The sequence below is a fragment of the Cytobacillus dafuensis genome, from assembly GCF_007995155.1.
GTDB classification, from domain to species: Bacteria; Bacillota; Bacilli; order Bacillales; family Cytobacillaceae; genus Cytobacillus; species Cytobacillus dafuensis.
In genome coordinates this window covers 2498536-2524849 of the sequence record NZ_CP042593.1, presented here as the reverse complement: position 1 = coordinate 2524849, position 26314 = coordinate 2498536, and the positions used below count along the sequence as shown (strand labels likewise).

The 26314-nt window shown below is 35.4% G+C and carries 24 protein-coding genes and 1 riboswitch; of the genes, 18 read left to right on the top strand and 6 right to left on the bottom strand.

Features of this window, described 5'->3' with window-relative positions; translation table 11 throughout:
* Positions 1-736 precede the first annotated feature (736 nt).
* From FSZ17_RS11935 to FSZ17_RS11925, 3 genes are read left to right on the top strand one after another with little or no spacing between them, the layout of a single operon-like run.
* Positions 737-1237 carry a sigma-70 family RNA polymerase sigma factor gene (locus FSZ17_RS11935; RefSeq protein ID WP_057770645.1) on the top strand — a complete coding sequence of 167 codons (501 nt, stop codon included), beginning with the start codon at positions 737-739 and terminating at the stop codon, positions 1235-1237.
* Positions 1221-2246 (top strand): anti-sigma factor, encoded by a 1026-nt coding sequence (locus FSZ17_RS11930; RefSeq protein WP_057770644.1) that lies wholly within the window; start codon positions 1221-1223, stop codon positions 2244-2246. Before FSZ17_RS11935 ends, FSZ17_RS11930 begins: the two co-directional genes overlap by 17 nt.
* Positions 2231-2551: a hypothetical protein gene (locus FSZ17_RS11925; protein ID WP_057770642.1), complete on the top strand. Its 321-nt coding sequence runs from the start codon at positions 2231-2233 to the stop codon at positions 2549-2551. The genes FSZ17_RS11930 and FSZ17_RS11925 overlap by 16 nt, the downstream gene beginning before the upstream one ends.
* A 38-nt stretch (positions 2552-2589) precedes the next feature.
* Here the strand turns inward: FSZ17_RS11925 and FSZ17_RS11920 are convergent, their stop codons facing one another.
* Positions 2590-3600, bottom strand: a complete 1011-nt coding sequence (locus FSZ17_RS11920) for an AI-2E family transporter (protein ID WP_057770640.1) — start codon at positions 3598-3600, stop codon at positions 2590-2592.
* 230 nt (positions 3601-3830) lie between these two features.
* Here FSZ17_RS11920 and FSZ17_RS11915 point away from each other — a divergent pair, with 230 nt between their 5' ends.
* From FSZ17_RS11915 to FSZ17_RS11880, 8 genes are all read left to right on the top strand, one after another.
* A complete protein-coding gene (locus tag FSZ17_RS11915) occupies positions 3831-4514 on the top strand; it encodes a M50 family metallopeptidase (RefSeq protein ID WP_082625206.1) in 684 nt (227 codons plus the stop codon).
* A 35-nt stretch (positions 4515-4549) separates the two neighbouring features.
* Positions 4550-5392 (top strand): oxidoreductase, encoded by an 843-nt coding sequence (locus tag FSZ17_RS11910; RefSeq protein ID WP_057770638.1) that lies wholly within the window; start codon positions 4550-4552, stop codon positions 5390-5392.
* A 78-nt stretch (positions 5393-5470) separates the two neighbouring features.
* Entirely contained in the window at positions 5471-6595 is a 1125-nt protein-coding gene (locus tag FSZ17_RS11905; protein ID WP_057770636.1) for a metallophosphoesterase, read from the top strand.
* Positions 6596-6756: 161 nt separating this feature from the next.
* Positions 6757-7863: an ABC transporter ATP-binding protein gene (locus FSZ17_RS11900; RefSeq protein ID WP_057770732.1), complete on the top strand. Its 1107-nt coding sequence runs from the start codon at positions 6757-6759 to the stop codon at positions 7861-7863.
* Complete coding sequence (locus tag FSZ17_RS11895; RefSeq protein ID WP_057770634.1) at positions 7853-8656, top strand: ABC transporter permease; 804 nt, start codon at positions 7853-7855, stop codon at positions 8654-8656. Before FSZ17_RS11900 ends, FSZ17_RS11895 begins: the two co-directional genes overlap by 11 nt.
* Positions 8653-9456 (top strand): ABC transporter permease, encoded by an 804-nt coding sequence (locus FSZ17_RS11890; RefSeq protein WP_057770632.1) that lies wholly within the window; start codon positions 8653-8655, stop codon positions 9454-9456. The genes FSZ17_RS11895 and FSZ17_RS11890 overlap by 4 nt, the downstream gene beginning before the upstream one ends.
* Positions 9453-10526 carry an ABC transporter substrate-binding protein gene (locus FSZ17_RS11885; protein ID WP_057770630.1) on the top strand — a complete coding sequence of 358 codons (1074 nt, stop codon included), beginning with the start codon at positions 9453-9455 and terminating at the stop codon, positions 10524-10526. The genes FSZ17_RS11890 and FSZ17_RS11885 overlap by 4 nt, the downstream gene beginning before the upstream one ends.
* A gap of 148 nt (positions 10527-10674) precedes the next feature.
* Positions 10675-11424: a divergent polysaccharide deacetylase family protein gene (locus FSZ17_RS11880; RefSeq protein ID WP_082625212.1), complete on the top strand. Its 750-nt coding sequence runs from the start codon at positions 10675-10677 to the stop codon at positions 11422-11424.
* A 312-nt stretch (positions 11425-11736) separates the two neighbouring features.
* Here FSZ17_RS11880 and FSZ17_RS11875 read toward each other — a convergent pair whose 3' ends face one another.
* Entirely contained in the window at positions 11737-13467 is a 1731-nt protein-coding gene (locus FSZ17_RS11875) for an AAA family ATPase (RefSeq protein WP_057770627.1), read from the bottom strand.
* Between the two features lie 188 nt (positions 13468-13655).
* Positions 13656-13758: riboswitch (TPP riboswitch) on the top strand.
* A 67-nt stretch (positions 13759-13825) separates the two neighbouring features.
* Between FSZ17_RS11875 and thiT the strand changes: the two genes are divergently transcribed.
* Complete coding sequence (thiT, locus tag FSZ17_RS11870) at positions 13826-14425, top strand: energy-coupled thiamine transporter ThiT (protein WP_057770625.1); 600 nt, start codon at positions 13826-13828, stop codon at positions 14423-14425.
* Between the two features lie 97 nt (positions 14426-14522).
* Here the strand turns inward: thiT and FSZ17_RS11865 are convergent, their stop codons facing one another.
* Complete coding sequence (locus tag FSZ17_RS11865; protein WP_057770624.1) at positions 14523-15515, bottom strand: thermonuclease family protein; 993 nt, start codon at positions 15513-15515, stop codon at positions 14523-14525.
* A gap of 189 nt (positions 15516-15704) precedes the next feature.
* On the opposite strand from FSZ17_RS11865, the gene FSZ17_RS11860 reads away from it, so the two are divergent.
* The 4 genes from FSZ17_RS11860 to FSZ17_RS11850 all read left to right on the top strand — a co-directional run bounded on the left by FSZ17_RS11860 (position 15705) and on the right by FSZ17_RS11850 (position 19563).
* Positions 15705-16145 carry a ferritin-like domain-containing protein gene (locus FSZ17_RS11860; protein ID WP_057770622.1) on the top strand — a complete coding sequence of 147 codons (441 nt, stop codon included), beginning with the start codon at positions 15705-15707 and terminating at the stop codon, positions 16143-16145.
* A 161-nt stretch (positions 16146-16306) separates the two neighbouring features.
* Positions 16307-16435 (top strand): hypothetical protein, encoded by a 129-nt coding sequence (locus tag FSZ17_RS23925; RefSeq protein WP_267128880.1) that lies wholly within the window; start codon positions 16307-16309, stop codon positions 16433-16435.
* A 141-nt stretch (positions 16436-16576) separates the two neighbouring features.
* The gene (locus tag FSZ17_RS11855) at positions 16577-18745 is read left to right on the top strand and encodes a beta-propeller domain-containing protein (protein WP_057770620.1); all 2169 of its coding nucleotides are present in this window, start codon (positions 16577-16579) and stop codon (positions 18743-18745) included.
* A 245-nt stretch (positions 18746-18990) separates the two neighbouring features.
* Positions 18991-19563 (top strand): glycerol-3-phosphate acyltransferase, encoded by a 573-nt coding sequence (locus tag FSZ17_RS11850; protein ID WP_228460180.1) that lies wholly within the window; start codon positions 18991-18993, stop codon positions 19561-19563.
* Positions 19564-19720: 157 nt separating this feature from the next.
* Here FSZ17_RS11850 and FSZ17_RS11845 read toward each other — a convergent pair whose 3' ends face one another.
* On the bottom strand, positions 19721-20110 hold the full coding sequence (locus tag FSZ17_RS11845; RefSeq protein WP_057770616.1) for a globin domain-containing protein: 390 nt from the start codon (positions 20108-20110) through the stop codon (positions 19721-19723).
* A 151-nt stretch (positions 20111-20261) separates the two neighbouring features.
* Between FSZ17_RS11845 and FSZ17_RS23390 the strand changes: the two genes are divergently transcribed.
* Both FSZ17_RS23390 and FSZ17_RS11840 read left to right on the top strand, forming a co-directional pair.
* Positions 20262-20408, top strand: a complete 147-nt coding sequence (locus FSZ17_RS23390; protein WP_185150614.1) for a hypothetical protein — start codon at positions 20262-20264, stop codon at positions 20406-20408.
* The gene (locus FSZ17_RS11840) at positions 20408-20731 is read left to right on the top strand and encodes a DUF3889 domain-containing protein (protein WP_057770614.1); all 324 of its coding nucleotides are present in this window, start codon (positions 20408-20410) and stop codon (positions 20729-20731) included. Before FSZ17_RS23390 ends, FSZ17_RS11840 begins: the two co-directional genes overlap by 1 nt.
* A gap of 103 nt (positions 20732-20834) precedes the next feature.
* Here FSZ17_RS11840 and metH read toward each other — a convergent pair whose 3' ends face one another.
* Together metH and FSZ17_RS11830 are read right to left on the bottom strand one after the other, a co-directional pair.
* Positions 20835-24287 (bottom strand): methionine synthase, encoded by a 3453-nt coding sequence (gene metH, locus FSZ17_RS11835; RefSeq protein WP_057770612.1) that lies wholly within the window; start codon positions 24285-24287, stop codon positions 20835-20837.
* Positions 24265-26130 carry a bifunctional homocysteine S-methyltransferase/methylenetetrahydrofolate reductase gene (locus FSZ17_RS11830; RefSeq protein ID WP_057770610.1) on the bottom strand — a complete coding sequence of 622 codons (1866 nt, stop codon included), beginning with the start codon at positions 26128-26130 and terminating at the stop codon, positions 24265-24267. Before FSZ17_RS11830 ends, metH begins: the two co-directional genes overlap by 23 nt.
* Positions 26131-26314: the final 184 nt, after the last annotated feature.

Sequence of the window (26314 nt, the reverse complement as noted above, 5' to 3'; positions counted from 1 at the left end):
TTTAGCCATTTGTGTCCGATAAGGATAATAAATTTCTTCTAACTGTCCTTTTGGGGCATGTTTGTCTTATTCATTAATTTTATTACATGCTCATTAAGGGGCCAGCCATTAAATTTATCGCAGATTAACGGGCAGTAAGACCCCCACTTCAAGGATTCGCGTATGCAAAGAAGTGTAAGTGGGGGTCTTACTGCCCGTAAATGCCCGACGACGGACACGATGTCCTAGTCAGGCGAAAGCCACAGGACGTGGCGTTTTGAGCGTGATTGGTTCAACTAACCATCAGTGGGGGATGAAGGCCGACTAAGAACGCCACGTCCTGTGCGTCGAAAAACCCCCACTGATGGAAGTTTCACTTTATAGTTCTTTTTTGTTTCATAAACTAACCGGCTGCAATAATATTTCATTCCTTCTGCTTTTTTCGCTACTTTCAAATGCCAGTATGACTCGCAGTCTAGCTTTATTTATATTTTTTTATATGAAAAAAATTACAAGTATCTATTAAATTCTATTAAGCAGGGATTATTCCTATTATATAAATATAAATGAACAAGATATAAATATTTTTCAAAAAAATTTCTCTTTTATAAATGTTCATGGGACCGCTAAATCATACTGAATTAAATGCCTTTTTTCTGATATCACTGAAAATAGAAAAATATTTTTTTGAAATATATGTTTTATCTGCAACTTTTTGCTATGTTAAAACGTGGATAGTTTGGAAGGGGGCACAGGATTGGATTTAGATGAGGTATACAAAGCATATGTAAAAGACTTATATCGATATTTGTTATCCCTTTCAAAAAATCATTTTACGGCGGAGGACTTGGTACAGGAAGCGTTTTATCGTGCATATATTCAGCTGGAGGACTATGAAATCAATAATATTAAGGCTTGGTTATTTAAGGTCGCTTACAATGCTTTTATTGATTTTACAAGGAAAAATAAGAAAGAAATAATAGAAAATAAGAATATTCAACTAGTTGATATGTTATCACCAGAGAAAAAATTGCTTGAAAAAGAAAGTTTTGAACTATTGATGAACGAAATCACTTCTCTAAATGATAAAGAAAAGCACGTACTCTTATTATGTGATTTAAATCAGTTAAGTCTAAAAGAAGCAGCTGAGATTCTCGATTTGAATTTAAACACATTAAAAAGCCATCTTGTCAGAGGCCGAAAAAAAATGATTGAAAGGATAAAAGAAAGGAGAAAGGCAGATGAAAGATCAACATAATCAAGAAGATGAAGAGATTTATAAATCCTTTATTAGCGAGTCTATTCACAATCTCGAACAAAGCAATAATATTTCAGAGGAGGAACAGATTAAGCTAATAAAAAATGGGAAAAACAGAGCCTTCAAAACAAACATAATGGTCAGCCTAGCAGTCTTATTACTAATTGTTCCCGTAATGACGCTAAGTACATTTTTGTACTATGGTATTGGTGGAAAAGCGAATAAACAAATTGAGGTAGCCACGAAGACAATTTATATTACCGAGCCAAATATGAGCTTAGAAGAAATGGAATTGGAAGAAGAAATCGGATTTTTCTCCATGGATATTTATTTTGATATTTATAAAAAAATTGGAAAAGAGGATTACAAGGCTGGTGACTATAAAGTTCATTATGTCCTTGATAAACCTGGATTTCCTGAAAGGAATATGCAAACAGAACGACCACTAAAGGAAATAGCGAGTATGGAGACAGATCACCTTATCCATCCTGATGCTCTTGTACCTCCGGGATTTGATCATCAATGGGATATTTTAAAAGGTCTTCCAGATGGAACTGTTGGAGAAGTTTATCTATCATTAAATAAAGTAATGGATCCAGATGAGCTCGAGAAGCAATTAGGAAATGAAGTAGAAGTTAGATGGGTCGCAGTAGATACTGGGATGGAATCGAAACAGCTTGATAAAGAAGGACTCCCTATTTCACCTATTGGCTTCCCCTTACAAATTGACCAAACAACTTGGTCTCCGTTTAATGGCAGGGAGCAGACAAATGAAGAGGTATTTATCGATACATTAGAATTTTTACAAAAAAATGAAGAATCAGCAGAGAAAATTGCTAGAGCCAAATCGTTATCGCTAAATGAGCGAATTCCTTATATAAAAGAAAATGGCGTACAAGTATATGGAGCTGTAGTAACCGGGCCAATCCCGGAATTAAGAAAGTTAGAACAAAACGAATTGATCCGTGCTATGAAGGTAGGGGAGGTTAAGCTATGGAATTGGAAGTAAAGCAAAAGAAAAAATGGCATAGCAGAAGGGAAAGTGCATCAACAGTAACAGGTTTTCTTTCTTTTCTAATAGCCTTAATCGCATTAGCTGGCTTAAATGTATCCCTATTATTGAAGTCTGATGAATTTCCAGATTTTTTCCTTATTAAACTACCTATTATAGGTTTAATTTTAGGTTTAGTTGGATTATTTACTCAGAAAAGATCGCGCTTATATGCTGCATGGGGAATATTCTTATGTTTATTTCTATTTATTTTCACTTTTTTAATGTTCGGACTATCATGGATCATAAATCCTAAGCCTTAATAAAGGAGAGCAGAGAGAATAATTCTCTCTGCTCTTCTTTATTGTTTCACATTCTTATCTCTTACATCTAATACGTCCAAAAGGAATACAAAAACAGGAATCCCTACTATCAGTCCCCATGTTCCGAAGAAATGCTCTGAAAAGATTAACACGATAAAGGTATAGAATACTGGCAAATCTGTTTTGGAAGACATGAGTTTCGGATTTAAAATGTACGCTTCAATAGCATGAATGATCATAATGATAATAAATATATAAATAACATGCATAATGCCGCCTATTGTATAGGCGATTACACTTAACGGGATTAATGAAATGATTACGCCAGCTACTGGAATGAGCCCAAGGAAAAAGATGAGAATGGATAATCCCATTAGCTGTGGAAAGCCCATAATGTATAATGCAAGTGTAGTTAGTCCGCAATTGACAAGGGCAATAATAAATTGAGCCTCAATCACTTTTCCGAATGTTTTTACAAATTTTTTCGCAAAAAATTCAATCTCATTATAGAATGGAGCAATTTTACTATGCTTGAATTTTGTTGTAAATTCAATGAGCTTCGGTTTTTCCAAAAGGAAGAATAAACTTAAGATGAGTGACAACAAGATATGGATACCAATTTTACTCATACCGCTAAAGTATCGTAGTAAAAATGTAAATCCTTGTTCTAAATAATTGGAAATTCGATTCGTTTCAATCATACTTAAAAAATAATTAATTAGTACATGATCATGCTGCTGGGTTAAGAAAAGCTGAATCTGAGTCACTAATTGAGAAATTTCTATAATAATAATTGGCAAATATTTAATAATCCCTATCGATAAGAGGCCAACAAGGACTAAATATAATATGATGACGGTTAGTTTGCGATGGAGATTAAATTTGTTTGATACAAGATTCACAAGACGATCCATTAAAAATGTAAAAATAAACGTGATTAGAATCAAGTTAATCATGCTTCTAAGCATATACAATAAGAAAACTAAAATCGAAAATATAATGAGTCTTTTAAATGAATGATTGTTGATGAGCGAACGGACCATTTCCATGAATCATAAATTCCTCCAGTGTACAGTAGGTTAAGGAAGCCAACTAATTTTATTTGTTATTCTTATTTTATAATATTTTCAAATAGATTCATATGACTTATTTTCATATATAAAGTGATGGTATTGCTTATTCTAAATGAAACTTTTATTAAATACTATCGTAAGTTACTAATATTCAGAGTTATTCGTATATTTATGTCATAAATGTCATAAAAAGAGGGGTGGAAAATTTGAAAAAAATAATGGACAAATTTAGTTGGAAATTCTTTTTGTTTATCGGTATTGCGATTATTCTTACGAATATACCGTTTATCGGGAACTATGTTCGGTTGATAAATACAGTCATCCATGAATCGGGTCATGCTCTTATGGCACTTATCGGGGGAAAGGTTCATAAAATTTCATTATTCATGAATACAGAAGGTGTAACATATACAAGTCATAATGGCTGGTTTAGCGGTTTCTATACAGGAATAGCTGGATATGTATTTTCATCCATGATTGCATTTTTATCATTTTGGCTTATTAGCAGGAAAAAATATAAGCCTTTAATCGTTATTTTACTCATATTTATTGGTTTAAATTTAGTATTTTGGGTACGAAATTTTTATGGTTTATTTTGGCTAATTTCTTTTGGAGCATTGTTTATATTATTACTCTTAAAAGGCTCTTCTACTTTTGTACAAAACTGTTTACTGTTAATTGCCAGTATTCTTTTAGTTGAATCTATAACTTCATCATTTACTATACTTTTATTAAGCTTTACACAGCCATTCTATGCTGGAGATGCTACAGGCCTGGCAAAAGCTACAGCATTTATTCCGGCACAAGTATGGGGTATCTTTTTCTTTGTTCAAGCTATTGCTTTTCTATATGCTGGATTTAAGACTGGTGCTTTTCGGATTGAAAATTAGCTAGTAAATAATAATATTTTGAAAGAGGAAAAATTGTGAATGAAAAAATAACAGTTATTACTGGATGTTCAAGCGGTTTTGGTCTCTTAATATCAATTGAACTCGCTAAATCTGGTTACCATGTAATCGCAACAATGCGAGATTTGAGAAAACAAGACCTTTTATTACATGAAGCAAAAATGAATGGAGTCGAGTCATCCATCACTGTCCATGAACTAGACGTAACCTCACAAACTTCAATCAATAATTTAAAAGCCTATATTGAAAAAATAGGTAGGATTGATGTTTTAATCAATAATGCCGGATTTGCGGGTGCAGGCTTTGTAGAAGAGATTCCAATTGCTGAATATAGAAAGCAATTTGAAACAAATTTTTTTGGCGTAATCGCTGTAACTCAAGCGTTTCTTCCACTCATGAGAGCTCAACAGAATGGACTCATTATTAATATGAGCAGTATAAGTGGGAGAATGGGGTTTCCAGGCATGTCACCTTATGTTTCCTCCAAGCATGCTTTAGAAGGCTGGAGTGAATGCCTTAGACTTGAAATGCAGCCATTTGGTATTCATGTTGCACTAATTGAACCTGGTTCATTCAAAACAAATATTTGGTCTTCAGGAAAACATATTACTGACCAATCAATGCAAAAAGAATCTCCATATTTTCATTATATGAAACAAATTGAACAATATATCGAAAAAGGAGAACCAAAGTTCGGGGACCCTATAAAAGTTGCAAAAAAAGTTGCAAAAATTGCTTCACAAAGCAATCCATCACTGAGAGTTCCGATTGGAAAAGGAGTTTCAATTAATTTGTTTTTTAAAAATTTTTTTCAATGGAAGTTATGGGAAAGGTTATTCTTAAAAATATTATATAAATGAATGGATGCTTTCATCTTTTATGATTAATTCTCACCAATATAGAGAAAATAAGATAACTATTTGGTGAGAGGTGGTTAGATGAGTAAATTTAAAAAGATTTCTCCATTTATACTTATCGTAGTCATCATGCTCAATGTCTTAAATCGCACAAATGCACAAAGTATCATTGATCCTGCCATTCGGCTTCGAATCATGGAGACAACGGATCTGCATGCAAATATGATTGGATATGATTATGAAAAAGACAAACCTAAAACAGAATATGGTTTTGCAAGAACTGCATCACTTATAAAGGAGGCGCGAAAAGAAGAGCCGAATACGCTCCTTTTTGATGCAGGAGATGTTTTAGTAGGGAATGCATTTGGGGAATATGCCTATTTAAGCCACTTCTTGAATCCTCATGATATTCATCCTGTTTTTAAAGCGATGAATTTACTAAATTATGATGCTGCAACGGTTGGGAATCATGAGTTTAATTATGGTTTGGATTTTTTACGGGATAGCTTGCAAGGAGCTAACTTTCCATATGTCAATGCAAACATTTATATTGATGATCATAATGATTTCGAAGGGGACGACATCAATTATTTTAACCCTTATGTCATATTAGAAAGACAATTTATGGATTCAAATGGGAAGAAACAAACTCTCAAGGTGGGAGTTATAGGCTTTCTTACTCCAATAGCCGCTGAATGGGATAAGGAGTATTTTCAAGATAAACTCATCATTAAAAATATAAAAAAAACGGCTGAACATTTCGTCCCTATCATGAAAGATAAGGGGGCAGACATTATTATTGCCTTAGCACATGTTGGGATGGAAGCAGATAAAGGTTTAAAAGAACAAAAAGGAAATTCTGTTTATGACTTAAGTGAAGTAGAAGGAATTACTGCAATTCTTTATGGACATAGTCATTCCCTTTTTCCATCATATGATGGTCAAATTGAAAAAGGAATTGATCATAAGACTGGTACAATAAATGGAATTCCAGCTGTACAAGCAGGCTATTGGGGCAATCATCTCGGAATAATTGATCTAGATCTTATTCAAATTGATGGCAAATGGACAGTGAAGAGTAGTCAATCAAGTGTAAGACCAATTTTCCAAACAATAGATCATAATAAAATCCCAATTATTAATGAGGATCCAGAGATTGTTAAGGCTATCATGTACAGCCATATTGAAACTTTGATGAATAAGTAAAATAAAAATTTTTAAAAATAGGAGGTTTTTGATCCAAAATTTATCAAAAAATATCTGCCTCAATACTTAGGAATATGGTATTATTACGTTTGAATGTTTCTATTACGATTCGATATTTTTCGACAGAAATTCAACGAAAATTTATGATTGAAGGAGATACAATGACTAATAATACGATTATCCTATTTGAGCAGGTGACAAAACAATATGATGATGACCCTCCAGTTTTGAAGGAGGTAAGCTTTGAAATTGAACGTGGGAAGTTCTATACATTGCTTGGCCCCTCAGGCTGTGGGAAAACAACCATTTTAAGATTGATAGCAGGCTTCGTAGAGCCGTCTTTAGGAAAAGTAATTATGAATGGAAAAGTAGTAAATGAAGTACCTGCAAATAAGCGACAAGTGAATACCGTTTTCCAAGACTATGCACTTTTTCCTCATTTAAATGTATTTGAGAATGTAGCTTTTGGTTTGAGAATTAAAAAAATGAAAAATAATGAAGTGGATCAGAAGGTAAAAGAAGCACTTCGTTTTGTCAATTTGGAAGGCTATGAAAATCGTGAAATTAGAGAAATGTCAGGCGGTCAGAGGCAGCGTGTAGCCATTGCAAGAGCGATCGTTAACGAACCTGAAGTAATCCTGCTTGATGAACCATTATCTGCACTCGATTTAAAATTACGTACAGAAATGCAATATGAACTTCGTGAACTTCAGCGCAGGCTTGGCATTACGTTCATCTTCGTTACCCATGACCAGGAAGAAGCATTAGCCATGTCAGATGAGATATTTGTCCTTAATAATGGGAAAATTGAACAAAGCGGGACACCGACAGATATTTACGATGAGCCAATTAACCGTTTTGTAGCTGATTTTATCGGAGAATCGAATATTGTTCCAGGTATCATGATTGAGGATTTTTCAGTCCAGTTTGCAGGGAAAACCTTTGATTGTGTTGATGGTGGATTGAATCCAAATGAAGCGGTTGAAATCGTTATTCGTCCTGAGGATATGGAAATTACAAAACCAGACCAAGGGAAGCTTAGAGTTCGTGTTGATACTCAACTTTTCCGTGGGGTACACTATGAAATCAGCTGTTATGATCAAGACGAAAATGAATGGCTTGTTCACTCCACTAAGAAAGCAAAGGTTGGCGAAGAAATTGGTCTTCACTTTGATCCAGAGGCTATACATGTAATGAGACACGGAGAGACAGAAGAGGAATTTGATAAACGATTGGAAGCATATGAAGAGGGAAATTATGAAAAGTAAGTCTCGTAACCTTTATCTTATTCCATATGTTATTTGGATCGCCTTATTTGTCGTAACTCCGATTCTTCTGGTCTTATATTATTCATTTTTTGATATCGAAGGACATTTTACAATAGATAATTATAAGAAATTCTTTACACCAGTCTATTTGAAAATGACATTCAATTCTTTTTGGTATGCATTTTTAATCACGTTCTTCACCTTAATTATTGCATACCCAACTGCCTACTTGCTAACTAAAACAAAGCATAAGCAGCTATGGCTTTTATTAATTATTCTGCCTTCCTGGATCAATTTATTGTTAAAAGCCTATGCGTTTATCGGTATTTTTGGTACCTATGGCGCAGCAAATAGCTTGTTTGAAGTGATGGGAATGGGAAGTAAGCAATTATTATTTACTGATTTTAGTTTTATCTTTGTCTCTGTATATATCTTTCTTCCATTCATGATTTTACCAATATTTAATGCATTGGATGAGCTGAATCCATCACTCATTGACGCATCAAATGACCTTGGTGCATCACCATGGACAACATTTAGACGCGTCATTTTTCCTTTGACATTAGATGGAGTAAAATCAGGTTGCCAAGTTGTTTTTATCCCTGCATTATCCTTATTCATGCTTACAAGATTAATTGCAGGAAATCGAGTTATCACCCTCGGAACGGCAATTGAACAGCATTTCCTCGTCACACAGGATTGGGGAATGGGTTCTACGATTGCAGTCTTTTTAATCATTGCTATGGTACTCATTATGGTACTTACCGGTAAAAGAAAGCGGGGGATCTTATGAAGAAAAAATCTAAACTTTCATCTATTTATTTAGTCATAGTATTTCTCATTTTGTATGCCCCTATCTTTTATTTAATGTTTTATTCTTTTAATAGTGGTGGAACGATGTATCAATTCGAAGGGTTTACTCTTGATTGGTATCGTGAGCTATTTGATGATACTAGACTTTTAATTATCGTTTTAAATACAGTCATTATTGCATTATTATCTGCAGTCATTTCGACTATATTAGGTGTTGCTGGTGCCCTTGCCATTTATTATGCAAGAAGAAGAAGAGTGAAAAATACTTTACTATCTCTTAATAATGTCCTTATTGTTAGCCCAGATGTTATTATTGGAGCATCTTTTTTGATTTTATTTACAATTATTGGAATAAAACTTGGTTTCGTGTCTGTTTTACTTGCTCACATTGCTTTTAGTGTTCCAATCGTAGTCATTATGGTTCTTCCAAAGATTGAAGAAATGAGCACATCAATGATATATGCTGCTTTAGATTTAGGAGCAAGCAGGTGGGATGTATTAACAAAAGTAATTCTGCCGTATATAACTCCTGGAATCTTTGCGGGATTTTTCATGGCGTTAACCTATTCTTTGGATGATTTTGCCGTTACATTTTTTGTAACAGGTAACGGATTTACGACCCTTTCTGTTGAAATATATTCACTTGCAAGACGGGGAGTTTCATTAAATATTAACGCCCTTTCTACTTTGTTGTTTGTGTTCACAATGATTTTAGTGGTTGGTTATTACTTCGTTACAAAACGGAATAATCGGTCGAATGGATTGGGGGTAAAACTATGAAGCAGCTTACCCGAGCATTAATTGCAGTATTAATTGTATCGTTTATATTAATTATTACTGTAAACAAACTGAATGCAGCACAAGGATATTCAGGAGGAAACACCCTTACGATTTTTAACTGGGGTGATTACATCGATCAAGATTTAATTAAGAGATTTGAAAAAGAAACGGGCATCAAGGTTATTTATGAAACTTTTGATTCAAATGAAGCGATGTTGACGAAAATTGAACAGGGAGGAACCTCCTACGATATTGCTATTCCATCTGAGTATGCAATCGACAAAATGATAAAGGAAGATTTGCTTATTCCAATTGATCATTCGAAAGTCCCGAATCTAAAATATATTGATCCTCGCTTTATGGATTTGTCCTTTGATCCTAACAATGATTATTCAGTTCCATATTTTTGGGGAACAGTCGGAATTGCATACAATAAAGCGATGATTGGTGATATTGAAATTACTAGCTGGGATGATTTATGGGATCCGAAGTTTAAAAATCAAATCTTAATCGTTGATGGTGCCCGTGAAGTAATGGGAATGTCATTAAATAGCTTAGGGTATTCTTTGAATGATACAGATGAAAAGCATCTTATCGAAGCAAAAGAAAAGCTTGATTTACTAACGCCGAATATAAAAGCAATTGTTGGAGACGAAATTCGGATGTTATTAGAGAATGGGGAAGCAGGAATTGGGCTAGTATGGTCCGGTGTTGCCCAAGAAATTATGTGGGAGAATGAAGATGTCGAATATGTAGTTCCAGAGGAAGGATCTAATCTATGGTTCGATAATATGGTCATTCCTAAAACATCCAAAAATCCTGAAGCAGCTCATCAATTTATCAATTTTATGCTTGATCCAGAAATAGCCGCACAAAATACAGAGTATGTCGGTTATTCTACGCCAAATAAAGGCGCACTAAAGTACATGGACGAAGAAGTCATTAGTGATGATCGATTCTATCCAGATGAAGAATTGACGGCAAAGCTTGAAGTATATGAAAACCTTGGAAAAAGGATGCTTGCCTATTATAACGACCTATTCCTTGAATTTAAAATGCATCCAAAATAATGAAAAGACTAACTGGCAAAAATGCTGGTTAGTCTTTTCTAATTTTTTTGAACATCAATGTTGCGTGGAGAACACAAAATTTTAGTATTAAACCAAAGTGAGGGGAGAATGATAATGAAAAAGGGAGTGTTCTTCATTGAAAAGAGTAATGGCTATATTAATCCTCATATTTCTTTTAAATAATCCAGTATCAGCTGAAGCGCCTTTTCTGAAAAAGGAGCTTGCCATTGTTATTGATGATCTCGGTAATAATATGAAAGGCACCGAGGAAATATTAAAGCTTCCAATTACTTTGACAGCAGCCATAATGCCCTTTATGCCTACTTCAAAAGAGGATGCTGAAATGGCCTATAAATATGGACATGATATCTTAGTTCATTTACCTATGGAGCCGAAAAAAGGGAAGGCAAGCTGGTTAGGACCTGGAGCCATAACAACAGATTTGAGCGACGAAGAAATCCGCAGACGTGTGGAGGCTGCTATTAAAGACATTCCACATGCCATAGGCATGAATCATCATATGGGTTCTAAAGCGACAGAGGATGAAAGAGTCATGAGAATTGTCCTAGAGGTTTGTAAGGCAAATGGATTATTTTATCTTGATAGTAAAACAACCGGCAAAAGCGTTGTAGGTAAGCTTGCATCAGAAATGGGCATTCCGTATTTAGAAAATAATCTCTTTTTTGATGATATTTATACACCTCAGCACATTTCAAAACAAGCAAATATATTAGCAAAAAAGCTTGATAATAGTGACCGTATTATTGCAATTGGTCATGTAGGAGTTACAGGACCGATGATGGTTGATGTATTACAGCAATATATACCCTTATACAAGAATAAAGCAAACATTGTTCCATTATCTGATCTAATTCCAGAGCTTCAGCTAATCGAATAAAAATAAAAATAAAAATCCGCATAGAGAAGCTATGCGGGTCTTTTTAATAAATGGACCGTCCACATTCCGATCTGGTTAGTCCCGCAACGATGCGAAGTTAGAAGAGGTGGACGGTCTTGAATGTAGTTTATGCTCAAAAATAAAAATAATGCAAGTTAGATTGGTAATTTATTAATAAGTGAAATATTCATTTAATATTTCTTGGGAAAGCGCAAATTCAGACATTTCCTGCTTTCCTCAGTCAAAAATTAGCGTAATTTGCCGGAATGATAGATATATGTCGAATAACCGGCCCTAAAGAGAGCCGGCATTTTACGCAAAAGAAAATTCCTTTTCTTCAGATGAAACAATTTCTTGAACCTCAGAGCCTTCTAATGTTTCTTTTTTCAGAAGTGCTTGGACTAAGTACTCAAATTGTAATCGATTTGTATTGATTAGTCGTTCAGATTTATCTAAAGCCTTATGGAAAAGCTCTAGCATTTTTGTTTCTTTTTCAACCTTATTAAAGGTTAATGTGAAACCATCTTCAAGTAAGCCAGTATCAACCATTTGCTCTATAACATGCTTGGCTTGTTGGACATCACCGCTTACCCCAATGCTATGTTCACCAAGAATGAGACGCTCAGCTACACCACCTGCCAAAATCATGGCTACCTGATCAAGCATATCACTTGTAGTCGATAAATGCATTTCTTTTGGAATAGGCGCCACATAACCAAGTGCTTGTCCACGCGGAATAATGGTCGCTTTACGAACAGAGCCAGGTTTAGTAATTGCGGCAACAAGAGCATGCCCAGCTTCATGAATAGCTACTCTCTGTTTTGTATTAGGATCTTGCAAGACTCTTGTTGTACTTCCAAGAACGGTACGATCAAGTGCAAAATCTAGATCTTCCTTGGATATTGCTTCCTGTCCGTTTCGAACAGCTCTTCGGCTTGCTGTTTCAAAAAGGGAATGAAGCTCTGCGCCTGAAAAACCTGAAGTGCTTTCAGCAAGACCTTCAAGTGATTCTTTAACATCATCTGCCAAAACACGATCTTTTGCATGAATTTCAATAATTTCTTTTCTGCCATTTGTATCTGGAAGCGGGACATGGAAAGAAAAATCAATACGCCCCGGGCGCAGGAAGGCATCATCGAGCATATCCTTCCGATTCGTTGCAGCGATGAATAGGATACCATCGTTTGATTGTCCGCCATCAAGCTGAACGAGTAGTTCCGTTAATGTTTTTTCACTTTCTTCACCACCATGCTGCTTTCTTTTACCAGCAAGGGCATCGACTTCATCGATAAATACGACAGACGGCTTTTGCTTTCTTGCATTTTGGAATAATGTCCGAACACGAGAAGCACCGACGCCAACAAACATTTCATTAAATGCAGAACCACTTGTAGAAAAGAAAGTAGCACCTATTTCCTTTGCGATCGCTTGGGCAAGCAAGGTTTTACCTGTCCCTGGAGGTCCATATAGTAATATGCCTTTTGGAGGCTTAACGCCCATTTTAAGAGAGCGATTTGGATCTTTAAGTGTGGATAGAGTTTGCAAAATTTCCTCTTTCATTTCACCTTGAATACCGCCAACATCTGCAAGTGAAATAGAAGGTAGAGGTCTTGCTGTAGAAACACTTTGCTTCATTGAATTAGCAGCTCCTAAACCGCCTTTTCCGGATTTATATAAATAAATGCCGATACCTGCAAGGACCGTAACAAGTCCGCCAAGAACCCATGGTGTATAAGGACTGCTTGAAGAAAATGTATATTGAACATTATAGTTTTCTACTATTTTATCAATCATTTGACTGTTCGGAGGAACATGCGAAAAATAATTTCCTTCACTCGTAGAAATCATGAGCTTACCGTCTTTATGTTCATTGATTGTAACTAGCTCACCTTTTTGAGCAATTATCAAGTTCTCAACGGAGGAAAAAGGAATTTGTTCAGCTTTATTTCCTGCTTGAACAGTCCAAATTACTGCTGCTAAAATCACCAAAAACGCTACAATAATTACTGAAATTGCTGAAGTTTTATTTAAACGTAATTTCAATGTATTCCCTCCCTTATGTATTATTATTATAAATAACATAAATAGGGCAGGGGTAGTCCCATTTTCATGTAAAATGAAGAAAAAATTGGAATTAATAATTTAGGAAGTTGAGAGGGGAGTAATATGAACATTTCAACTTCACATATGTTGGAAAGTCATATATACTAATATAGGAACAATTACATAAACGTAACCACAAGGGGAGCTAATTGCTGAGAGTGAACACATAGTTGTTCTGACCCTTCGAACCTGTTAGTCAATTCTAGCGTAGGAATGTGGCATGAGTAGAATGTTTATTTTACATGAATTTCTATTCTCCCCTTGAGGTAACGTATTAAACAAAAGGGGAGTTTTTTTTATGAGGAAAATAAGTCTGATTGCATTGATCGAGGCTTCTTTTTTTGCTGCATTTGCAATTGTTTTAGATCTATTGCCATCGATTAAGCCAACTCCAAATATTTCGATTTCAGTTGCTATGATACCAATTTTTATTCTAGCCTTTCGCTGGGGATTTCGTGTTAGCTTAATCTCAGGTTTACTTTGGGGTATTCTTCAAATCGTAATGGGGGATGCTTGGATTGCCACACCTACTCAAGCATTCATTGAATATTTCATTGCATTCGCTTGTATTGGTTTTGCAGGTTTATTTTATAATTTAATACAAAAGGAATTGCGTTTTGGCGACAAGAAAAAAGCGTACGGGTGGATCGTTGCAGCAATATTTGTTGGCAGTCTGGCGCGATACTTCTGGCATTTCATTGCAGGAGCTATTTTCTTTGGAGAGTACGCACCAGAAGGTATGGATCCAATTCTATTCTCTTTCGCAGTAAATGGTGCAACAATGCTAGGAGCGTTTGCATTATGTTCATTTGTTGCTGTCCTTTTAATATCAACCACGCCTCGATTAATTATTAGAAAAGACAATACACTAGCAATCGAACATAATAAAGCATCATAAAAATAGGGATTTCATTAAAAACTGCACAATGATTGAAAAAGTTTGTTAATCAATCATTGTGCAGTTTAGTTTTCATATGGTCTCTTTTACAGTGAATTTATTTTCTATTTTTTCTTCTAATAAAATAATACAGAAAAACGATTACTAATAGTCCAATTATTACTTTGTCAGAAATCCCATTTTCCTCGCTATTTTTTTCTTTCGTTTCGCTGCTTTCATCCTTTTGATTGTTGTCGATTTTTTCTGTTTGTGTAGGATCTGTAACAGCTTCTTCGGTTTTATCTGGAATGGCCACTGTTCTATTTTCTATTTCATCCATCTCTTCAACTGTGGTTGCATACATACCTTTTGATAATTTTTTTGCCTCAGCCATCGAAGAAACAATGCGGTCTTCATATAAATAGTCACCATAATCATAGAAATCCTCTACAAAGCCAGCTTTTGTTATTTCCTCTTGAAGCAATTGATCATCAACCCAAACCCATGCAAGCAAGCGATTATATTTATCGAAAACTCGATCTCCATCCGTTTCCAGCGTAATATTTCCTGACCTTAAGAAGGAGCATGTATATGTACTTGCCTCTTTTCCAAACGGTTCTATTTTGTTTGTGCTTTCTGGTGTATCAATATATAAAAATCTTGTTATATAGGTTTGTCCGTTTATCTTAAATTGTGCAGTATCCCCATCGGTGCATTTTACAAGTTCAGCAGGATACCTCGTACCTAATTTAATCGCATCATTTGGTTCTTCTGTAGAAGATATATTATCAGATGGTGTTGAAACTTCCTTTTGACCTGTTTCATTTTGGTTTGGAAATGAATAGCCCTCTAAATCAACATTTTCTTTAGACAAACCAGATGCACAACTGGAATTGCTGTTATATTTTTTAATTAATTGAATGAGTTCATCCATATTGGCTGCTGTTTTTGCAAGTGAGGAAGGTTCATGAAGTAAATAGACACAATCTGCCTTACGAAAATGCCCTCCTAATTCATCCCGTGCACCATTATGAGCTGCTGTTAATGTAGGGAGTATAAAAAAGCTAATAGTAGTAAAAACAAAAATGATGATTCGATTAAATTTGTACAAAACTAGTACCTCCTATGTAACAACCATACGGTTAAATATAATACCATAATCAAATTGATTTTTGTTTGTTTTTTGACTATTCATCTCATAGACAACTTTTACTTTCAAACAACAGAATCAAAAATAGGCACATTAAATGAAATTTCTCGTATTATAAAGGGATATTTTTTTTACAGAGGAGGAATACGATTGTATCCATTTTATGATTATCCAAATTCATATAGACAAACTGAAAAAATAATCGCAAATTTAACGAAAGCAATAAATGGTGAGTACAGTGCTATTCAATGCTATCAAAAACTAGCAAATATGGCGCCGACACAAAAAGAAAAAGAGCAAATCCTTGAAATAAAACAAGATGAAAGTAAGCATCTTCATACATTTTCACAATTGTACGTAAATTTAACTGGTAGTCAACCAATTCCACAATTAATGGAACAATGCCCCAATAACTATAAAAAGGGGCTTGAGTTTGCACTAATTGATGAACAGCAAACTGTGGATTTTTATTTAGATGTCTCTGACGAAACAGCAGATCCAAGAATTAAGGCTGCTTTTAAACGTGCGGCTTTAGATGAACAAAATCATGCTGTATGGTTTTTATATTTTTTGACGAAGCAGAAATATTAAGATCAGCTGAAAAGAAATCAAAAAAAAAACGATTTCTTGTTCATTTTGAATGAATAAAAATTGTTTTCTCTTTTTTTGTACCCCCAAAACTAGCAACTTGATTACGAATAATCTAGTGAAAATATTATTTATTGCTCCAATTCAACAAAGGAGGTCTGATTTTGATCTTAATAAAAACAGATATTGATAAACTATTAGAAGCAACAGTAGATATGGCAGATGAAGATTTTAGTAATATAATCAGACGGATTGAAATAGATAGATTACTTGAAAATACACAAGACTGGTAAAATTCATATAAATAAGAGCAAATCCACTCAAATCCTGAGTGGATTTTTTTTTGAAACAAGGTAAAATATTTGGTTTTTTATACAATATTTGTAACAAATGGAAGTGGTTATGCGTCAATAGCTAATAAAGGGGTGAAGTCAATGAAAAATAAATGGTTTATTATGATCGGAGTTGTATCATTTTTCATCATCTTTTTCACGTTTTTCTTTACAACCCAATTAAAGGTTGTAAGCGGAATGGATGTAGAAGATGATAAAATGATTGTACTTCAAAATAAGGTTTGGAAGATTCATTTTTCAGAAAAACTAAAACCATCAAGTGTCAATGAAAAAACTGTTTATGTAAGTAATGAAAAAGGAGAGAAGCAAAAGGTATCTGTTTCTTTGAGTAATAATCAGAAAACAATTATGGTTGAACCTCCAGCTAATGGCTATTCATTGCTACCACAGTATTATACTTTATATGTAACAAAAGATATAAAATCCGATTTAGGAAGAAACATGCTATCAATAAATAAGCAAACCTTCACAGTGAAAGAAAAACTGCCTACTGTTGACTCAAAGAGTAAATTGAATGCCCAATTATTAAAACGATTAAAAGAAGAGCAAAGAGAATTAAAAACTTCTGAAATGAATACGGCTAAAGAGGAATCTTCAAAATCTAATGATGCAGGTGCGGATTATTCGGAAACAAATGTACAAGTTAAAGGAATTGATGAAGGGGATGTTGTTAAAACAGATGGATCACATATCTACCAGGTCGTAGATGGAAAAGTGCAAATTGTAAAAGCAGTTCCTTCGAATCAAATGTCTTTAGAGTCAAAGATTACATTTGAACAATCCTTCTCTCCTTACCAAATGTTTTTACACAAGGATCAATTGGTGATCATGGGCCATAGCTACGGAAACATGAATCAGCCTTCATCTCAACAAAATGATAGCGCGAAAATAAGGATTGCCCCTATCCATGAAACAACAAAAGCGTATATCTATAATGTGAAAAACAAAAAGAGCCCTAAAAAAGTAAGAGAGATAGAAATTGAAGGCTACCTTATGTCATCGAGATTAATGGATGGTAAAGTATATTTAATCGCAAATAAATATGCAGATATATGGTTGCTGAAAGATAATCCAGAAATGGATATGAGGCCAAAATACTTTGATTCCGCAAAACAAACTGCCATGCAGCCGATAGACTATAATAAAATTCAATATTTCCCGGATTCCAACGAATCTAATTTCACGAATATTGCTGTAATTGACCTTAATAATCCAAAAGCTGATATAAGTCTCTCAACTTATTTAGGAAGCGGCGATAATATCTACATGTCAAAAGACAATCTTTATCTTGCCGTTACGAATTATTATCCTTATTCAACACAGAATGATCATTCCTTCCAGGCTGATACGTCAGTTTATAAATTTACTGTCAATGGGATGAAAGTGGATTTCCATAGCTCTAGTGAAGTTTCGGGAACGGTATTGAATCAATTTTCAATGGATGAATATAAAGGATATTTTAGAATTGCCACAACAAAAGGCCAGGTTTGGGATGATAAAAGACCATCAGCAAATAATCTTTATATCCTTGATCAAAATTTAAAGCAGGTTGGAGAACTAGAGGATTTAGCTAGAGGTGAACGAATCTATTCCGCACGTTTCATGAATGACCGAATATATATTGTGACTTTTAAGCAAACAGATCCCTTATTTGTTATAGATGGTTCAAACCCACAAAAACCAAAGGTAATAGGAGAATTAAAAATACCTGGATTTAGCAACTATCTGCACCCCTATGATGAAAATCATGTTATTGGCTTCGGGCATGATACGAAGGTATTAACTGGGAAAGGAGAAGGAAATCAGCCAATTATATTAACGAATGGAGTAAAAATCTCGCTATTCGATGTTAGTGACATGGCTAATCCAAAAGAAAAATTCACAGAAATTATAGGAGGCAGAGGAACGTATTCACCACTCAACTATGACCATAAAGCACTTCTATATGATAAAAAGAAAAACATTTTTGCATTTCCGATAGCCGTATATCAAAATTCAGAAAATAGTCAATATGAGTCCAACTATGAATTCCAAGGTGCCTATGTCTACAATATTGACTTAAAGAAGGGATTTACATTAAAGACAAAATTAACTCATCAGGACGCTAAGGCTCCATATGAGGAATGGGAAAACAACATTGAAAGATTACTTTTTATTGGAAAATCAATATATGCATTATCACCACAGAAAATTTCTTCTTATGAAATTGGTTCATATAAGCAACAAGGAGAACTGAACTTGAAAAAATAATCGAGAAAGAAGTTTGCACACTTAATGAAAAATTTCTATTAGACAGAACTAAGGCAGTTTCATGGTCGAAAAAAGACCTATGAAACTGCCTTTAACTATTGAATTATTAATATGAAATCTAGGATAATAAGGATATATTCTAGTATCATACATATCTATATAATAAGCATTACCTAAATGTACCACACAAATTACTAGCTAAAATCACTGCTATTAAACTGCTAATAAAAAGGCTGGAGATAATAATGATGAATACGATTTTTTTCTATATTGGCTCCTATTTTATCGGAAATTTTTTAACTGCTCATTTTCTAGTAAAATTCATCCGTAAAAAAGGGGATATTCATACTCAAGGATCAGGAAATCCAGGAGCTAGAAATATTGGACGTTTATATGGAAAAAAAGCATTTGTCATCACATTTCTTGGTGATGCACTGAAAGGCAGTCTTGTCATTCTTATTGGGAAGATTCTAAATCTCTCGGAAATTGAGCTATTATTCGGTTTAACGCTAACCGTAATTGGTCATATTAAGCCAATAATTTTTCACTTAAAAGGGGGAAAAGGGGTTTCAACTTTTATAGGCGGAATCATTACTTTTGAACCATTGTTAGCACTGCTGATTATTATCGTTTTTATAATTATATATCCTATGTCTAAAAGCTTTACGATTGCAGGTCTCGCTTCGTTTTGTATGATTCCGGTTGCCGTATCTTATTTATACAAGTCAATGGATCTTTTGTTCGTACTTTCAACGTTGATTGTCATCATTATCCTTGCTCACTCAGAAAATTTATTTAAAAAAATGGGACATACATAAGTGATGGAAGAAACGCATGACTATGAAGTGACTCATAAAAGTTAGACACGGGTTATTCATTAGCAGCTTGCTAGGCATGAATCCGGTATTGCACTGGAATCATGCCTTTTCATTTTGCCTTAATTCGTTTTTGATTATTAGGGGGCTTTACGTTTTTCTATTGATCAGGACAATTAACCATTATTGCTGCCACCTGTTTTAATCGATCATAAAACAGAATTCCTGCAGGATGTTCATTTAGACCAATCTCCTCGAATGCCTCTCTCATACAATGGAGCCAACATTTTGCCAGTTTCGGTGTAATCTCAAATGGAAGATGGCGTTTCTGCATAGCAGGCGGCCCAAATTCATGACTGTATAGAGCAGGTCCTCCAGTAAATTGTGAAAGAAACATTATCTGTTTTCTTTTTATTTCCTCCATATCATCTTGAAACAAAGGGCTTAAATCCTTATCCGCATAAACTCGTGGGTAGAATGCATTCACAAGCTTTTCAATCGTTTCTGCGCCACCAATTTCCGTATATAGAGAAATAAATTTATTATCCATTATACTCACCACATTTTATTTTTTCTGATTAATATTAATTATAAACTTAAAAGGAAACAGGCTTTGTGACATGAATCACGCAACTTGGAATAACAAAGAGAGCATTGTCAAATTCTATTATAAAACGAACATTTGAAGGGGTGTAATAGGTATGAAAAAAGATTTAGGATTTGAATGCCAAGAAGATAAAGATATATTTCATCATTTATTGGAAGAACAAATTGCTTATATTTCTGTAAAAGAAGAGGAAGAACGGATCAGAGAGGAATTGAGAAATGGGAAAGGGTATGAAGGGTAATGAATAGAAAGCATCTTCCTATTGTATTAAGTTTATTTATGCTTATATTTATTCCTACATCCATAACGTATGCGCAACCTGAAGCACCTCCCTATGCAAAATGGGGACAACTAGCAGTGAAAACGGCAAAGGAAAAATACCCAAAAGCGAAAATTGTCGATTATCTTCACATTGGCAGGGAAGACAAAGCAAATTCTTCTATTGAAAAATTTAAGCTTGTAGTAGTTGAGGGAGGAAGAGAATTTGGCTTATTTATTAACATCAAATTTGATCCAAAAAATGACAGAGTGATTCGTATAATTGTTAAAGAAACAACTGCATAGTTAGGGTAACAATACATTTAATATAACAGTTAAGGCTGTCAATGAATAAAAGACAGCCCAACTTATTATTAATGTGAAGATTCAAATATTGCTATCAAATAACCTAAACCTTAGAAACGTTAAAATACTTCGCCTCCGGATGAGCAAAAACGATAGCAGAAACGGATGCTTCAGGCTCCATCATACAGCCTTCTGTTAAATGAACACCAATATCCTCAGGACGAATGAGATTGAATAGCTTTCGCTGATCCTCTAAATCAGGACAAGCTGGATAGCCAAATGAAAAGCGTTGCCCTTGATATTTCGCAGCGAAGCGCGCTTTCATTGTCATATCAACAGGATCAGGGAAGCCCCAACGGTCACGTATCTGTCTATGAACGAGTTCTGCAAAGCCTTCTGCCGTTTCAAGTGCAAGTGATTGCAGTGCATGACATTCTAGAAATCTTCCTTGTGCCTTTAAATTGTCAGCAACCTGCCTAATCCCTTTTCCAGCCGTAACAGTAAAAAATGCGACATAGTCCATTTGGCCGCTGTCCTTTGGTTTTAAATAATCTGCTAAACATAGATATGGTTCTACTTCCTGTCTTGGAAATTCAAATACTTCGATAATATCCGTCTGCTTTTCATTATAAATCAGTACCTTATCTCCATCCGATTGGGCAGGGAAGAATTGATAAACAGCTGCTGGGGCGATCCAGCCTTTTTCCTTTGCATCTTCAATTAATCCATTTACAATTTCATTAATTTTTATCGCCTTTTCATCACCTTCTGCAAGCAGCTTCTCAAGCTTTCCATTTAGACCAAGATGATGTCCAATCAGCATTTGCTTATTTATATATGGCTCAATATGCGAGATTGAAATCGATGTCAAAACACGTCGTTTTAAATCTAAAGGTATATAAACTGGAACATCCGTATTTAGTTTTGGGCGAACTTTTACAGCAGTTGAAGCTGAAATCGTGCTTCTATCAAATGGAACAGCATTTTGAGTCTTTGCTTGCTTTTCTAAATGCTCACGCTTTAATATTTCATATTCTTCAGGATTCTGCAGTTGGTTGACGATGGAGAGTCCATTCATGGCGTCTTTAGCGTATAGGACAAGTCCATTATATTCTTTAGCAATTTTTGTATCTGTGAATTTACGTGAAAGAGCAGCACCGCCAACAAGAATAGGGATATCTATTCCTGCCTGCTTCAAATCATGTGCAGTTAGGACCATTTGCTGAGCAGATTTTACGAGCAAGCCTGATAATCCAACCATATCTGGTTTTTCTCTTTTAATCGTTTCAACTAGCTCTGAAGGTGGAACTTTAATGCCAAGATCGATTACTTTATATCCATTATTGCTTAAAATGATATCGACCAAATTTTTACCGATATCGTGTACATCACCCTTTACAGTAGCCAATACAATTTTACCTTTTCCTGCACTTGAGTCGTCTTTCTCCATAAAAGGCTCAAGAAATGAAACAGAAGCCTTCATTACCTCTGCACTTTGCAAAACCTCTGCCACAATGAGCTGATTATCATTAAATAAACGTCCGACTTCCTTCATGCCATTCATTAAGGGTCCGTTAATAATATCGAGTGGGGCAGGATATCTGCTTAATGCTTCTTCCAAATCTGGAATAAGTCCTTCCTTTGTTCCTTCTATAATATAATAGGAAAGGCGTTCTTCAAGCGTCATGTCAGGCATGATGCTTTTCTGTTCTTTTTTCTTATCTCGGTAAAAGTCGGTAAATTCAGCAAGTGACTTATCAGTCGTTTCAAATAATAGTGACTCCGCAAGCTTAACTTCCTCTTTTGGAATGGAAGCAAATCTTTCAAGCTTTTCCGTATTGACAATCGCATAGTCGAGTCCAGCCTGTGTACAGTGATAGAGAAAAACAGAATTCAAAATTTCACGACCGACAGGAGGGAGGCCGAAAGAGATGTTGCTGATTCCAAGAATGGTTTGAACTTCAGGGAAGGCTTCTTTAATTAGACGAATCCCTTCAACTGTTGCTTTTGCACTTCCAATATATTGTTCGTCACCAGTGCCAACAGGGAAAACAAGAGGATCAAATATGAGATCTTCTGGTTGAAAGCCATATTTATGAACGAGCAGATCAAAGGACCGTTTTGCAATCTCAAGCTTCTTCTCAGCTGAAACACCCATGCCTTTTTCGTCAATCGTTCCGACAACAACGGCAGCTCCGTATTTGTGAACGAGGGGAGCAATTGCACTAAATCGCTCTTCACCGTCTTCAAGGTTAATAGAGTTAATAATGGCCTTGCCTTGTGAATATGAAAGAGCTTTTTCAATAACTATCTCATCAGTTGAATCGATAACAAGAGGGGCCTTCACTTTTTTGACAAGCTCCTTCATGAAGGATTCCATATCATGGATTTCATCACGATCAGGATCTGCGAGACAGACATCAATGACATGTGCTCCTCCTTTCATTTGTGCACGAGCAATTTCAGAAGCTTCCTCATATTTAGCTTCTTTTATTAATCTTTTAAACTTACGAGACCCGATGACATTAGTGCGTTCTCCAACCATAATAGGACGGAGGGTAGGATCATCATAGATAAGAGGTTCGATACCGGAAACTTTATGGACTAATTTTTTTTCAAAATTTCTTGGTGGATAGTTTTTCATTTCATCAGCAATGGCTTTAATATGTTCCGGTGTCGTTCCGCAACAACCTCCGACAATATTGAGCCAGCCTTCAGAAGCAAATCCCCCCAGCTTTTTCGCAAGCGATTCAGGTGTTTCATGATATTGTCCTTCTTCATCTGGTAATCCTGCATTTGGATAACAGCTTACGGCAGCTGAGGCAAGACTTGATAGGGAACGGATATGGTCCTGCATGAACTCAGGTCCAGTCGCACAATTCAAACCGACAGCTAATGGCTTCATATGTTCCAGCGAAATATAAAATGCTTCAATCGATTGACCAGCTAGTGTTGTACCCATTGGTTCGATTGTGCCAGAAACAAAAATAGGCAATTGCTTTCCTTTTTTTTCGAATGCTTTTTGAATACCGATAAATCCAGCTTTTACATTCAGCATATCTTGACTCGTTTCCAAAAGGAGAAGGTCGATTTGTCCATCAATTAGCCCAATCGCTTGTTCTTCATAAGATTCAATAAGTTTTTCAAAAGTTGTACCGCCAGTGACACTTAATGTTTTAGTTGTTGGGCCAAGTGAGCCCGCAACAAATCTTGGCCAGTCTGTTGTTGAAATCTGATCAGCTGCTTTTCTGGCTATCTGTGCAGCTTTTTTATTTATCTCATACGCCTTATGGCCAAGATTGTACTCATCCAGAACAATGCCTGTCGCACCAAAAGTATTCGTCTCAATAATATCTGCGCCTGCTTGTAAATATTCAATATGAATTTGCTCTATAACAGAAGGAGAAGTGATATTTAAGTTTTCATTACAACCGTCATATTCCTCTCCGCCAAAATCCTCAGGTGACAAATTGGCGTTCTGAAGCATAGTTCCCATTGCGCCATCCATAATGAGTATTTTTTTCTTTAGTTGTTCAGTTAATTGTGACTTCCGCATTTTGTCTCCTCCTTGAAATCTTGGCACTTGTTTCATGGGCATATGCTGATAATTCAACTGATATTTCATAGCGCATAAACGGAGTAATTAAATAAATTCCGTTAAATAATTCTGTTGCAGCATCAATTAAAGATTTCGTAATGGCAATTCCTTCACGAGCAGCAAGTATCGAGTCATCTTTAAGCTCAGCCATTCGAGCGCGAATTGAATCTGATATTTTAATACCTGGTACCTCATGATGAAGGTATTCTGCATTTTTACTGCTTGTTAATGGCATAAGCCCGATATATAACGGTTTCTTTAAATGTTTAATTGCTCCATGAACCTCTATTAATTTTTCCTCTGAAAAAATAGGCTGGCTTATAAAGTAATCGGCGCCATATTCAATTTTTTTCTCAAGTCGCTGCACAGCTCTATCAAGTGATTTCACATTCGGATTAAAAGCAGCACCAACAGAAAAAGCTGTTTTTTCACCAAGATCTTTACCTGATATGGATAAACCTGCATTTAATTGTTTTATCATTTGGATTAATTCAAAGGAAGACATATCATAAACAGACGATGCCCCTGGAAAATCTCCAACTCTAGCTGGATCACCAGTGACAGCAAGAACATCATGAAGTCCAAGGGTATGCAGCCCCATTAAATGGGACTGCAATCCAATAATATTTCGATCTCTGCATGTAATATGGATCAATGGCCGTGTGCCTATTTCCTTTTTAATCCGATAACCAATTGCCGAATTGCAAATTCTTGGAGAAGCTAAAGAATTATCCGCGAGCGTAATCGCATCGATTCCAATATTTTCTAACGCTTTAGCCCCTTCGAAAAATTTATCTGTATTTAGTTTTTTGGGTGGGTCAAGTTCGACGATAATGGATGCTCGTTCTTTAACTATATCCTGCAAAGGAGGATCTTCTCGTAAGGTTGCAGATGAATTTGAAATAATTATCTTTTTACTATTCTTTACCTTCTTTTCAGTAATAGGAGGGAGTCCCTTTAATTCTTTTGCAAATGCACGAATATGATCAGGAGTTGTTCCGCAGCATCCACCAAGAAGTCGTACACCTTGATTCCGAAAGTCCCTTGCAGATTGCCTGAAATATTCAGAATCTCCTTCATAGTGAAATTTGCCATCTGTATAAGCAGGTATACTCGCATTTGGATAAGAGGATAAATAAGCTTGCTTTGGAAGAGGAATCCCTTCTAAAGTCAACAGCATATGGTGTGGGCCGAGTCTGCAATTTAACCCAACTACATCAGCCCCTAACTTTTCTAGGCGAGAAAGTGCTTCAGAAATTGGTGTTTGATCTTGGAGAATTCCAACCTCATGAAGAGAAACTTGGGCAATAATCGGCAAATCCGTTTCTTTTCTTGTAATAGCTAAGACATGTTCAAGCTCTTCAAGATCATAATAGGTTTCTAGCAAGATACCGTCTACACCTTCTAGCAAAAGGCAATAAAGCTGTTCTCTAAAGCTTCTCTTTATTTCCTCAATTGAAACAGTATTTGGCCTTATTCCTCTAATTCCACCTATTGTTCCTACAACATACGCGTCTTTTTTTATTGCATTTCTAGCATTTCTAACCGCATAGGTGTTAATCTCTTTCACCTGTTCTTCTAGTCCATATCTTTGCAATTTTAAGTAATTAGCAGCGTAAGTGTTGGTTTGAATCAAATTCGCGCCCGCAAGAATGTATGCTTCATGAATTTGTTGGATTTGTTCAGCATGGGAGAGATTCAAATTTTCGAAACAACTATCCGTTCCATAAGAGTAAAGAAGAGTTCCCATTGCACCATCAGCTATTAAAATTTCATCTTTCATTCTTTCTAGGAAACTCATTTCCATCCTCCTTAGCAATACGTTTTAAATGTAATAGATAAAGTGAAACTTCAATCAGTGGGGGTTTTCCTTCATTCCCCACTGATTGTTAGTTGAACCAATCACGCTCAAAACGCCACGTCCTGTGGCTTTCGCCTGACTAGGACATCCTGTCCGTCGTCGGGCTTTTACGGGCTGTTGATCC

Coding starts and splice junctions, on each gene's coding strand:
- FSZ17_RS11930 (WP_057770644.1), top strand. CDS start 1,221: ATGAAAGATCAACATAATCAAGAAGATGAAGAGATTTATAAATCCTTT.
- FSZ17_RS11925 (WP_057770642.1), top strand. CDS start 2,231: ATGGAATTGGAAGTAAAGCAAAAGAAAAAATGGCATAGCAGAAGGGAA.
- FSZ17_RS11920 (WP_057770640.1), bottom strand. CDS start 3,600: ATGGAAATGGTCCGTTCGCTCATCAACAATCATTCATTTAAAAGACTC.
- FSZ17_RS11905 (WP_057770636.1), top strand. CDS start 5,471: ATGAGTAAATTTAAAAAGATTTCTCCATTTATACTTATCGTAGTCATC.
- FSZ17_RS11900 (WP_057770732.1), top strand. CDS start 6,757: ATGACTAATAATACGATTATCCTATTTGAGCAGGTGACAAAACAATAT.
- FSZ17_RS11895 (WP_057770634.1), top strand. CDS start 7,853: ATGAAAAGTAAGTCTCGTAACCTTTATCTTATTCCATATGTTATTTGG.
- FSZ17_RS11890 (WP_057770632.1), top strand. CDS start 8,653: ATGAAGAAAAAATCTAAACTTTCATCTATTTATTTAGTCATAGTATTT.
- FSZ17_RS11885 (WP_057770630.1), top strand. CDS start 9,453: ATGAAGCAGCTTACCCGAGCATTAATTGCAGTATTAATTGTATCGTTT.
- FSZ17_RS11880 (WP_082625212.1), top strand. CDS start 10,675: ATGGCTATATTAATCCTCATATTTCTTTTAAATAATCCAGTATCAGCT.
- thiT (WP_057770625.1), top strand. CDS start 13,826: ATGAGGAAAATAAGTCTGATTGCATTGATCGAGGCTTCTTTTTTTGCT.
- FSZ17_RS11855 (WP_057770620.1), top strand. CDS start 16,577: ATGAAAAATAAATGGTTTATTATGATCGGAGTTGTATCATTTTTCATC.
- FSZ17_RS11850 (WP_228460180.1), top strand. CDS start 18,991: ATGATGAATACGATTTTTTTCTATATTGGCTCCTATTTTATCGGAAAT.
- FSZ17_RS11845 (WP_057770616.1), bottom strand. CDS start 20,110: ATGGATAATAAATTTATTTCTCTATATACGGAAATTGGTGGCGCAGAA.
- FSZ17_RS23390 (WP_185150614.1), top strand. CDS start 20,262: ATGAAAAAAGATTTAGGATTTGAATGCCAAGAAGATAAAGATATATTT.
- FSZ17_RS11840 (WP_057770614.1), top strand. CDS start 20,408: ATGAATAGAAAGCATCTTCCTATTGTATTAAGTTTATTTATGCTTATA.
- metH (WP_057770612.1), bottom strand. CDS start 24,287: ATGCGGAAGTCACAATTAACTGAACAACTAAAGAAAAAAATACTCATT.
- FSZ17_RS11830 (WP_057770610.1), bottom strand. CDS start 26,130: ATGAGTTTCCTAGAAAGAATGAAAGATGAAATTTTAATAGCTGATGGT.